Annotated in this window: 11 protein-coding genes; 5 read left to right on the top strand and 6 right to left on the bottom strand. The window is 72.2% G+C overall.

What is annotated here, in order from left to right:
• Window positions 1–13: 13 nt before the first annotated feature.
• On the bottom strand, window positions 14–787 hold the full coding sequence (locus IE331_RS05985; RefSeq protein ID WP_192141396.1) for a lysophospholipid acyltransferase family protein: 774 nt from the start codon (window positions 785–787) through the stop codon (window positions 14–16).
• Between the two features lie 152 nt (window positions 788–939).
• Between IE331_RS05985 and IE331_RS05980 the strand changes: the two genes are divergently transcribed.
• Window positions 940–1,713 (top strand): alpha/beta hydrolase, encoded by a 774-nt coding sequence (locus IE331_RS05980; RefSeq protein ID WP_192141394.1) that lies wholly within the window; start codon window positions 940–942, stop codon window positions 1,711–1,713.
• 30 nt (window positions 1,714–1,743) lie between these two features.
• On the top strand, window positions 1,744–2,181 hold the full coding sequence (locus IE331_RS05975; RefSeq protein WP_192141392.1) for a hypothetical protein: 438 nt from the start codon (window positions 1,744–1,746) through the stop codon (window positions 2,179–2,181).
• Between the two features lie 314 nt (window positions 2,182–2,495).
• Here the strand turns inward: IE331_RS05975 and IE331_RS05970 are convergent, their stop codons facing one another.
• A complete protein-coding gene (locus tag IE331_RS05970) occupies window positions 2,496–2,774 on the bottom strand; it encodes a GIY-YIG nuclease family protein (RefSeq protein ID WP_192141390.1) in 279 nt (92 codons plus the stop codon).
• Window positions 2,775–3,794: 1,020 nt separating this feature from the next.
• On the opposite strand from IE331_RS05970, the gene IE331_RS05965 reads away from it, so the two are divergent.
• Window positions 3,795–5,039: an ornithine cyclodeaminase gene (locus IE331_RS05965; RefSeq protein ID WP_192141388.1), complete on the top strand. Its 1,245-nt coding sequence runs from the start codon at window positions 3,795–3,797 to the stop codon at window positions 5,037–5,039.
• On the opposite strand, the gene IE331_RS05960 is transcribed toward IE331_RS05965, so the two are convergent.
• Window positions 5,024–6,019, bottom strand: coding sequence for an ROK family protein (locus IE331_RS05960; protein ID WP_192141386.1), 996 nt, complete (start codon window positions 6,017–6,019; stop codon window positions 5,024–5,026). The genes IE331_RS05965 and IE331_RS05960 overlap by 16 nt on opposite strands.
• A gap of 227 nt (window positions 6,020–6,246) precedes the next feature.
• Between IE331_RS05960 and IE331_RS05955 the strand changes: the two genes are divergently transcribed.
• Entirely contained in the window at window positions 6,247–6,660 is a 414-nt protein-coding gene (locus IE331_RS05955; RefSeq protein ID WP_201931173.1) for a TadE/TadG family type IV pilus assembly protein, read from the top strand.
• A complete protein-coding gene (locus tag IE331_RS05950; protein ID WP_192141383.1) occupies window positions 6,657–8,432 on the top strand; it encodes a TadE/TadG family type IV pilus assembly protein in 1,776 nt (591 codons plus the stop codon). Before IE331_RS05955 ends, IE331_RS05950 begins: the two co-directional genes overlap by 4 nt.
• Before the next feature lie 24 nt (window positions 8,433–8,456).
• Here IE331_RS05950 and IE331_RS05945 read toward each other — a convergent pair whose 3' ends face one another.
• From IE331_RS05945 to IE331_RS05935, 3 genes are read right to left on the bottom strand one after another with little or no spacing between them, the layout of a single operon-like run.
• Window positions 8,457–9,413, bottom strand: a complete 957-nt coding sequence (locus IE331_RS05945) for an ROK family glucokinase (RefSeq protein ID WP_201931170.1) — start codon at window positions 9,411–9,413, stop codon at window positions 8,457–8,459.
• Complete coding sequence (locus IE331_RS05940) at window positions 9,398–9,820, bottom strand: hypothetical protein (protein ID WP_192141381.1); 423 nt, start codon at window positions 9,818–9,820, stop codon at window positions 9,398–9,400. Before IE331_RS05940 ends, IE331_RS05945 begins: the two co-directional genes overlap by 16 nt.
• The gene (locus tag IE331_RS05935) at window positions 9,817–10,986 is read right to left on the bottom strand and encodes an ArsA family ATPase (RefSeq protein ID WP_192141379.1); all 1,170 of its coding nucleotides are present in this window, start codon (window positions 10,984–10,986) and stop codon (window positions 9,817–9,819) included. Before IE331_RS05935 ends, IE331_RS05940 begins: the two co-directional genes overlap by 4 nt.
• Between the last annotated feature and the right edge of the window lies 1 nt (window position 10,987).

The raw sequence follows: 10,987 nt of genomic DNA, 5'->3' as shown, positions 1-10,987 counted from the left end.
AGGGGGCGCCGGCTCAGGACGCCTGCTGGTCCACCGAGCCGGGACCCTCGGCGGGACCCTCCGGGTTGTCCTTCGCCTCCTTGGCGGCGTCCTTCGCCTCCTTCTCGAGGCGCTTGGACTCCTCCTTGGCGCGGGCGGCGTACTGGTCGACGTACTCCTGGCCGGAGAGGCGCATGATCTCGTACATGATCTCGTCGGTGATCGACCGCAGGATGTAGCGGTCGTTCTCGAGGCCCTCGTAGCGGGAGAAGTCCAGCGGCCTGCCGAACCGGACCACCGGGCGGGTGAACGAGCCGAACTTCTTGCCGGGCGGGGCGACCACGTCGGTGCCGACGACGGCGACCGGGATCACCGGGACGCCGGTCTCCAGGGCCAGCCGGGCGACGCCGGTCTTGCCGCGGTAGAGCTTGCCGTCGTGGCTGCGGGTGCCCTCGGGGTAGATGCCGAACAGGTCCTGCTCACCGAGGATCCGCTTGGCCGTGGTGAGGGCGCCCTCGGCGGCGTTCGCCCCGGAGCGGTCGATCGGCACCTGGCCGGCGCCGGAGAAGAAGGTCTTCTGCAGCCAGCCCTTGAGCCCGGGCGAGGTGAAGTACTCCGCCTTCGCGACGAACGTGACCCGGCGCGGGACCGCCAGCGGCATGAACAGCCAGTCGGCGTAGGAGAGGTGGTTGCTGGCCAGGATCGCCGGACCCTCCTCGGGCACGTTCTCCAGCCCGTGTGCCTGCGGGCGGAAGATGACGCGCAGGAGCGGACCGATCGCGATCCACTTCAGGAACCAGTAGAACACCGACGACCTCCTCGCTCCCGCGTCACGTCGGCCCGCGTCGCCGGGCCGACGGGTGAACCCTATCCGTTCGGCTCCCCCCTCGGTGGTCGAGGAGGTCGCGGAACGAGCCCGTCTCGAAACGACCAGCTCCGCCTGGTGCAACAATCACCCCCGTGACCGACAACCCCGCCGTGGCGCCGTACTCCGCCCCCGCCCGTCCCGACCTCTTGTCCTCGCCCCGCCGCGTGGGCGTCCTGCTGAGCCACGGCTTCACCGGCTCGCCGGCCTCGATGCGGCCGTGGGGCCAGTTCCTCGCCGACCGGGGGTACGCCGTGGAGGTGCCGCGACTGCCCGGCCACGGGACGACCTGGCAGGAGATGAACGGCACCGGCTGGGACGACTGGTACGCCGAGGTGACCCGCGCCTTCGACAAGCTGGTGGCCGAGAACGACCAGGTGGTGGTCGGAGGCCTGTCGATGGGCGGCGCGCTCGCGCTCCGGCTCGCGGCCGACCGGTCCGCCGACGTCCGCGGCGTGGTGCTGGTGAACGCGGCGGTGGCCAGCACGAACCGGCAGCTGCTGGCGGTCCCCGCGCTCAAGCACGTGCTGAAGTCGATGCCCGGGATCGGGAACGACATCAAGAAGCCGGGCGCCGACGAGCTCGGCTACGACCGGACGCCGCTGCGGGCCCTGGCCTCGATGCTGGCCGCCTGGAAGCCGCTGCGGACCGCGCTGGCCGACGTGAGCGCACCGATCCTCCTCTTCGGCTCCACCGAGGACCACGTGGTGGACCCCTCCTCCGCGGCGCTCATCCAGTCCACCGTGGGCTCCCGCGACGTCCGCGAGCGCCTGCTCGAGGACAGCTACCACGTGGCCACGCTGGACAACGACGCGCCGACGATCTTCGAGGAGTCCGCCGAGTTCATCGAGCGGGTCACCGCCGACTGACGTGTTCGCCGCGCGACGTAGGCTCGGCACGTGACACCGCGCGACGAGGACGAGGCCTGGCGCGAGATCGTCGACAACTACGGCGACGCGCCTGCCTTCGAGGACGAGGCGCCGCCTCCGGCCGCCCCGGAGACGCCCCCGCCCGCGCCCTTCACCGGGTCGACCGCCGGGCCGACCGTTGGGTCGGCCCACGGGTCCGCGGACGAGCCGGACCCGTGGGAGAACGAGGGCCGGTTCGTGCCCCCGGTCCCGCCTCCCGTGCCGCGGGCCGAGCCGCGCCGCCAGCTGGCGTGGTTCGGAGTGTTCGTCGCTCCGGCGATCGTGCTGTTCTCGGTGGTGATGAACTGGTACCTGCCCGGCTTCGTGAGCCTGCTGCTGGTCCTGTGGTTCGTCGGCGGATTCGTCTACTTGGTCTCCACGATGCCGAACGGCCCCCGCGACCCCGGCGACGACGGCGCCCGGATCTGACTCCTCGGCCCCCGGTGGTCGAGGAGGCCGCGCCCGCCCCCGGCGGTTGAGGAGGTCGCGCAGCGACCGTCTCGAAACCCGTCGCTCGGTGGTTGAGGAGGTCGCCCAGCGACCGTCTTGAAACCACCCGCCGGTTGCGCCCCGGTGGTTGAGGAGGTCGCCCAGCGACCGTCTCGAAACCCGTCGCTCGGTGGTTGAGGAGGTCGCCCAGCGACCGTCTCGAAACCACCCGGTGGTTGAGGAGGTCGCGCAGCGACCGTCTCGAAACCACCCGGCCGGTTGAGCCGCGAGCTCCGCGAGCGCGTCGAAACCCGCTACCGCCGGCGCCGTGCCAGCTCCGGCAGGTCCGCCAGCCGGCCCTCGATCAGCGCGATCCGCTTGGCCCGGCTCCAACCCTGCACCCGCTTCTCGAAAGCGAACGCCTCGTCGATCCGCGCGAACTCCGCGGACCACACCAGCCGGACCGGCCGACGTCTTCGGGTGTACTCGGCGCCGAGCCCCAGCTCGTGCTCGCTGACCCGCCGCGCGAGGTCGACGGTGCTGCCGGCGTAGAAGGAGCCGTCCGCGCAGTGAAGGACGTATGCCCAGGCCATGCCCGACCGTCGCAGATGGGAAGGCCGCGGGCCAGGACGAGCCTCCAAAGCTGTGGACGGCTGCCCAGGCTCGCCGGTTGAGGAGGTCGCGCAGCGACCGTCTCGAAACCAGCACGCCAGCCGAGGGGGTGGTTTCGATACGCTCGCTGGCGCTCGCTCCGGTTCCTGAGGAGGCGCGCCAGCGCCGTCTCGAAGGGCAACCACCGAGGACCGGGCTCGCACGTCGGTGGTTGAGGAGGGCCGCCAAGGCCCGTCTCGAAACCACGCGCCAGCCGAGGGTGGTTTCGAGACGCTCGCTGGCGCTCACTCCTCAACCACCGAGGACCGGGCTCGCCCCGGTTCCTGAGGAGGCGCGCCAGCGCCGTCTCGAAGGGCAACCACCGTCGCCCGGTCGAGCAGGTCGCGCCGCTCGCGTGCCGCACCCCGGCGCCCGGGCAGGACTACGTGCAGCACCCCGCCTCGGAGTGCCGTACGGCGCTGGAGGGCGGCGGCTGCATGTCGTTATGCACGTCCACCGGGTGGGAAGCGGCGCCCGGTGGGTTTCGAGACGCTCGCTGGCGCTCGCTCCTCAACCACCGGGGACCGCGCTCGCTCCTCAACCAGCGGGGCGGGGTGGTTTCGAGACGCTCGCTGGCGCTCGCTGCTCAACCACCGGGGGCCGTGCTCGCTCCGGTGTCGAGACGCTCGCTGGCGCTCGCTCCTCAACCACCGGGGACCGCGCTCGCTCCTCAACCACCGGGGCGGGGTGATTTCGAGACGCTCGCTGGCGCTCGCTCCTCAACCAGCGAAGACCACGGCTGCACATCGGTGGTTGAGGAGGTCGCGCAGCGACCGTCTCGAAACCAGCACGCCAGCCGAGGGGGTGGTTTCGAGACGCTCGCTGGCGCTCGCTCCTCAACCACCGGGGACCACTGGCGCTCGCTCCTCAACCAGCGGGGCGGGGTGGTTTCGAGACGCTCGCTGGCGCTCGCTCCTCAACCACCGGGGACCACGATCGGGAGACCTACTAGGGTCGGGGCCGTGAGTGTGCGAGAGAGCGTCGAGATCAGCGGCCACCTGATGGACCACGGCATCCTGTCGCGGGTCCTCAACGACATCCGGGAGTATGCCGGCGACTACGTCATCGACCGGTTCGACGTCGGCCGCGAGACCGACGACCCGTCCCGGGCGCTGATCACGGTGATCGCCGACGACGACCCCTCATTGCAGCGGCTGCTGATGCGTCTGCAGACCCGCGGCGTCAACCAGGTGGACCCGGGCGAGGCGGAGGTCGCGGTCGCCGAGCAGGACGGCGTACTGCCGGAGTTCTTCTACTCCACGACCAACCTCGAGACCCGGGTCCGGGTCGAGGGCACCTGGCTCGAGGTCGGCAACCCGGAGATGGACTGCGGTCTCATCCTCGAGCGGGACGAGTCCGGCACCCCGGCCCGGGTCTACACGCTGCCCATGTCCGACGTCCGCGCCGGCATGGAGGTGATCTGCGGTGCCTCCGGCATCCGGGTCACGGTCCCGGTGCCGGACAAGTCCGCGGAGGCCTTCGGGTTCATGGAGTCCGAGGTCTCCTCCGAGAAGCCGCAGGCGGTGCTGGTCCGCCAGGTCGCCGACGGCATGCGCGAGGCCAAGCAGCAGGGCAAGAAGGTGCTGTGGGTCGGAGGACCCGGCGTCGTGCACACCGGCGCGGCACCGGCCATGGTCGCGATGGTGGAGGCCGGCTTCGTCGACGTGCTCTTCGCCGGCAACGCACTCGCCACCCACGACATCGAGTCGTCGCTGTTCGGCACCTCCCTCGGCATCGACCTCGCGGAGGGCCGCGGCGTCGAGCACGGGCACGAGCACCACATCCGGGCCCTCAACACGATCCGCAAGCAGGGCTCGATCCGCGCCGCCGTCGAGAACGGTGTGCTCACCGGCGGCATCATGCACTCGCTCGTCACCCACGACCGCGAGTTCGTGCTCGTGGGCTCGGTCCGCGACGACGGCCCCCTGCCCGACGTCCACACCGACGTCATCGAGGGCCAGCGCGCCATGCGGGCCAAGCTGCCCGACGTCGGCTTCTGCCTCATGGTCGCGACGATGCTGCACTCGGTGGCGACCGGGAACATCCTGCCCGCGTCGGTCCCGCTCGTGTGCGTCGACATCAACCCCGCCACGGTCACCAAGCTCGCCGACCGGGGCTCGTCCCAGGCGCGCGGCATCGTCACCGACGTCGGACTGTTCCTGGAGCAGCTGGCGGTCGAGCTGGTCCCGGACTACCGCCGGGGCTGACTCCGGCCATCCGGCCGCGCGGCGGCCGCTCCGGACTCTCGCGCCATCGTCGCGGCACCGACGAGACCGGCCTCGGGACCCAGCCGGGCCGGCCGGAGCGGGGGCACGCCGCGGTGCCCGGCCCCGACGAGCGCCCGGCGCAGAGCCAGCCGCGCCGGCTCCAGCAGGAGATCCCCGGCCGTCGAGACGCCGCCGCCGACCACGATCAGGTGCGGGTCGAGGGCCGCGACCAGGTTGGCGAGCCCGACGCCGAGCCAGTCGCCCACGTGCGCGAACGCCTCTCTCGCCAGCGGGTCTCCGGCCTCCGCCTCCTCGGTGACCATCGGCCCGCTGACCCGTGCGGGGTCGCCTGCGCATCGTGTCGCCAGAGCGGACGGTCGGCCGCCGAGGCGGTCCCGCACGTAGCGCACCAGGGCGTTCCCCGAGGAGTACTGCTCCCAGCACCCCCGGCCACCGCATTCACAGGGCAGTCCGTCCGGCACCACCTGCATGTGCCCGAACTCCCCTGCCATGCCGCTGGCCCCACGATGGATCCGGCCATCGAGCAGCAGCGCGCCCCCGATGCCGGTGCCCAGGGTGACGACGACCGAGGTGTCGACTCCGGCGGCGGCGCCGAAGCGTCCCTCGGCGTACGCCGCCGCGTTGGCGTCGTTGTCCAGGACCACCGGCACCCGCCAGCGATGCTCGAGCCGGGCCCGCACCGGAGCGTCGAGCCAGGGCAGGTGCGGCGCGAACATCACCCGCTCCCCCGCCGCGTCGACGAAGCCGGCCGCCGCGACCCCGACACCGAGCACGTCGCACCCGTCGGCGGCCTCCAGGACCGCCGCGCTGAGGGTGTCCTCGACCTGCTCCACCCGCTCGGCCCGACCGGGAGTGGTCCGACGGCTGGTCCTCAGCACCCGTCCGCGATCGTCGACGACCCCGGCCAGCACCTTGCTGCCGCCGACGTCGACCCCGACCCAGACACCACTGTCCGCCACGGGGTCATCCTGTCCCACGCCTCGGCCCGGGCACCGCCCGGCTCGCGGCGGGGCGGCGATGACTAGACCGCAGGCCACCCGAACGGGTCATGTCCACCCAAAGCGGTGCGGCGCGGGCGCGAGCCTTCCTAGACTCAGCCGTCGCAGGACCTCTGCATGGGGGATGGGGCCCTGTCAGGGTCTCCAGGAGCGGAGGGGGTCACGGAGATGACGAGGGGCACACGGAGATGATGAGACGAAAGAAGCGCGAGGACGGCGCGGCTGCCGTCGAGTTCGCGCTGATCCTGCCGATCTTCATCACGATCGTCCTGGGCATCGTGGAGTACGGCTACTTCTTCTACGTGGCCGAGACGGCCAACAGCGCCGCCCGTGAGACCGCTCGACGCGTCGTCGTGGGCGACTGCTGGACCTCGGACCGGACCGCGTTCGCGAAGGGGCACTCCCCGCAGCTGGACACCGTGACGGTCGCGCCGGCGCCCAGCACCCTCTCGGTCGGAGACCCGATCACGATCACGATCACGGCCGACTCCGACGTCCTGAACTACTTCCCCGGCATCCCGAGCACGGTCACCCGCACCTACGACGCGCGCATGGAGACCGACGAGCAGGCGCCGAACGGGAGCGACACGTGCGTGCCGTGACCCGACCCCGCCGCGCCAAGGACGAGAGCGGAGCGTACGCCGTCCTGTTCGCGCTGCTGGCCTCCTTCCTGGTCGCCATGGGAGTCCTCGCGGTCGACCTCGGCAACGCCGTGGCCCGGAAGTCCGACGTGCAGGGCCAGGCCGACTTCGGCGCGCTCGGGGCGGCCCGCAACCTCAACGGGAACACGGGCACGATCCCGGCCGCCGTCTACCAGGCCGTGGCCGACTCCATGAACAGCAACCGGCCGCAGAACGGCGCGGGAGTCTGCAGCGACGCCAACCCGTGCGTGACCGCGGCACAGCTGCAGGCCTGCACGGTCAACACCACGACGAACCTCTACGACAACGGATGCGTCCGCCGCGGCAACGGCGGGCTCCAGGTGTTCGCGCCGGCCAGCCTGGTGGACTACGGGTTCGCCGGGATCTTCGGCACCGACAACAAGGACGTCCAGGCGCACGCCACGGTCAAGGTCCTCTCGCCCCTGGGCGCGCTGCCCGTGTACGCCGTGGCGCCGTGCGACTACGGGCGGCAGACCATCACCGACCCCGCCAACGGCCACGTGACGCCGGTGCCCGTGCCGACCCTCGCGTTCGACGGCGACACCAACAACACCCAGTTGACCGGGGTGACGCCCCAGCGGATCGACGTCAACCAGTTCGGCCAGCAGGTCCAGCTCACCGGCTCGCGGTTCCAGAACGCGATCCACGTCGGCTTCTTCCCCTCGGACGGCGGGGCTCCGGTGGTGGCCACCTCGTTCACCGACCCGGGCGGCGGGCTGCACCCGTTCCTGCCTCCCGTGCCGTGGACGGCCAACAACAACTCCAGCAAGACGATCACCGTGCCGGTGCCGACCGCGGTGGCGGGGAGCGAGAAGGTCTACTACATCCGGGTCTACGAGCTCAACGGCCCGCTCGCCCTGACCGGCAGGTGGTCGGACAAGAACCAAGCACCCGCCTTCCGGGTCGGCGACCCGGTGCTGGAGTGCGACGCCGGCTCCAGCTCCGGCAACTTCGGCGCCCTGAAGCTGCAGCGCACCGACGTGCCGTCGGTGAACGACCAGCTGGCCATGAACATGGCCACGAACCTGCAGGCACCCCTCACGCTGACCAAGCACCAGACCTGGCTGCCGACCGGGCTGTGCGTCGACGGCCTGAACGGGGCTGTCGTCAGCGCCCTGCCGAACCCGGGGCTGAGGCCGGGCACCAACTGCGTCGACACCGACACCGGTCTGCCGGCCAATGCGACCACGTCCGGCATGATCACCGGCAGTGGCATCCCGGCGCCGGGGCGGCTGACGACCAAGCCCACCACGCCGGGGTGCAACGGCGGGACCAACCGGACCGTGAACGCGTCGGGCAGCTACAGCATCAACAACGACGTGCTCACCTGCTTCATCACCGACGGCACCACGTCGCTGGCAGACTTCGCCCGGCCGAACTACACCGGCGACGCCGTGCTGGACCCGTCGATCTACGACTCGCCGCGGTTCTTCTACGTCCCCGTGCTCCACATCGAGCCGGCCAACGGCGGCAGCCTGAAGTACTCCATCATCGACTTCCGGCCGGCGTTCCTCACCGACGAGGCAGTGGCGGCCTCCTCGATCCGGGGCAGCAGCTCGGCCAGCGCCGACAACGGAGTCACCATGGCGTCGAACAAGGTCGAGTCGCTCAAGGTCGTGTTCTTCAACAGCAGGGCCCTGCCGACCCGGACCAGTGGCCAGGTGACCGACTACTTCGGCGTCGGCCCGCGGATCATCAGACTGGTCGACTGACCCGCGCGCCCGTCGCGGCCGATCTCAGCGGCGGGCGAGGTCGGCGGCGCCGATGAGCCCGGCGTCGTTGCCGAGCGTGGCGACCCGCACCTCCGCGACGGGGCGGTGCCCGCCGCCGGTGAGGTGGGCGGCGAACGCCGCGCGCACCGGGTCGAGCAACAGGTCGCCGGCCTCGGACACGCCCCCGCCGACCACCACCACGCCGGGGTCCAGCACGGCGACCAGGCTGGCGACGCCCTCGCCCAGCCACTGTCCGAGCTGCTCGATCCGGGCAAGTGCGAACCGGTCGCCCTGCCGGGCCAGCTCGGTGACCATGGGCCCGTCGATCGCGCCGACCTCGCCCCGCGCCCGGGTCAGCAGCACCTCGGAGTCGGGTGAGCCGGCCGACACGAGGGCCCGGGTGTCCTCCACCAGGGCGGTGCCGCTGGCGTACTGCTCGAGGCAGCCGCGCTGACCGCACGGGCACGGACGACCCCCCGGCACCACCCGCAGGTGTCCGATCTCGCCGGCGATGCCGAAGGAGCCGCGGTGCAGCGCACCGTCCAGCACCAGGCCACCACCGACGCCGGTGCCGACCGCGACCATCAGCAGGTCGTCGGCGTCGACCGCCGCACCGTGGGCGAACTCGCCCCAGGCCGCGGCGTTGCCGTCGTTCTCGACCACCACCCGCAGGTCGAGCGCCCGCTCGAGGTCGGCGCGCAGCTCGACGTCGCGCCAGGCCAGGTTCGGCGCGAACACCACGGTGGACCGCGCGTTGTCGACGAAGGCGGCGGCAGAGACCCCCACCGCGTCCACGGGGTGGTCGGCGCACAGCCCGACCACGAGGTCGACGATCGCCTTCTCGATCGCGGCGGAGTCCTGTGCCGGCGACTCGACCCGGCGGCGGTCGAGGACCCGGCCCTCGGCGTCCACCACTCCCCCGGCGATCTTGGTGCCGCCCACGTCGATCCCGATCGTGTGCCCCATCAGTGCTCCGGCCATTCGTCGTCGTCCAGGTCGATGTGCTCGAGGTCCTCGGCAGCAGCCTCGGCGCGCCGGTCGTGCGGGGTCGCGGTGGCGAGCAGCGCGGAGGCCGCCTGCACCAGCGACATCCCGGCGACGGCGAGATGGGTGCGCACCTCCGGACTGCACGCCCGGACCGCGTGCACCACCCGGCACACCGGGCAGTACGTGCACTCGGGGGCGCCGGTGGAGAGGTGCTCGCCGACGTTCCGCAGGGCCTCGGCGGCACCGGCGGCCGCGTCCGCGGCACCGTGCCCGACGCCGTCGGCCGCGTCGTGACCCTGCTCGCGCGCCCAGTCCGAGAAGGCGCCGAGCAGCTTGGCCGCCTCCTCGCCCAGCGAGCCGACCTCGTGGCCGCCGGGTCCGTCGTCGCTGGAGTCGCTCACGGCTTCCTCTCCTCGAATCTCACCTGCAGGGCACCCTCCTCGACGCGTGCCCCCGCCACCCGGTGCCGGGCCAGGCCGGTGGGCAGCGACAGGAGTCGACGATACGACGCCACGGTCACCACCAGCTCGTCGCCGTGCCTGGCGAGATCGACCTCGCCCCTGGTCACGAACGGCAGCGCGAGCCGGAGCACGGCACCGCCCGGGGTCCGCTCGACGGTCAGCGGCCGCGGCCCCGACGGGGAGGCGAGCGGGTCGGAGCCGTCGTACAGGTCCTCGGCGAGCGTGCGCAGGGCCTCGACCCCCACCGGCTCGCCCGGTCGGTAGACGCTGCGCCAGCGGTCGACCGCGGCGAAGGACTCCTCGACCTCCTCCAGCACCCGCGCCTGTGCAGCGACCCAGCCCTCGCGCCAGGGGTCGCCGGCACCGTCGGGGAAGACCCGGTTCGCCACCACCCCGTCGACCCGGTAGCCGAACAGCGACAGGGTGGTGAAGGACCGCCGGGCCTCGGCCAGGACCACGGCCTCGGGGGTGAGCACGAGCCGGACGCTGGCGTCGTCGCCGGACAGCAGGGCCCGCACCTGGTCCAGCTCGGCGTGCAGCCGCTCCACGGCGTCGAACACCGAGTCCTCGGGCATCGGGACCCCGGCGGCCTTGGTCAGCACCGGCTTGAGGGCCTTTACCACCCGGCGCTCGAACGGGAACACGCGCTGCATGTACCACCCCAGCGCCTCCGGGAGGGCCAGCAGCCGGAGGGTCTCCGCGGTCGGCGCGCAGTCCACGACGATGACGTCCCACTCCCCAGACAGGGCGTGCTGACGCAGCTCCAGCAGGGCGAGGACCTCCTCCGCGCCGGGGATCACGGTCAGCTCCTCGGCCGCGACCGGGTCGACGCCGGCCACGTCCAGCACGGTCAGCAGGTAGCCCTGGATGTCCGCCCAGGACTGCTCGAAGAGGCGCTGCGCGTCCACCTGCTGCACGAAGAGGTGCTCGGCCACCTCCGTCGGCTCCGCACCGACGGGCGTGCCGAACGCGTCGGCCAGCGAGTGCGCGGCGTCGGTGGACAGCACCAGGGTGCGCTGTCCTCGCGAGGCCGCCAGGGCCGCCGTACCGGCCGCGACCGTGGACTTGCCGACACCGCCCTTGCCGGTGAACAGGAGGATCCGCACG

The organism is Nocardioides donggukensis (assembly GCF_014842875.1).
GTDB classification, from domain to species: domain Bacteria; phylum Actinomycetota; class Actinomycetes; order Propionibacteriales; family Nocardioidaceae; genus Nocardioides; species Nocardioides donggukensis.
Note: the sequence above shows the minus strand (reverse complement) of the source record. Positions and strands in the feature narration are given on the sequence as shown.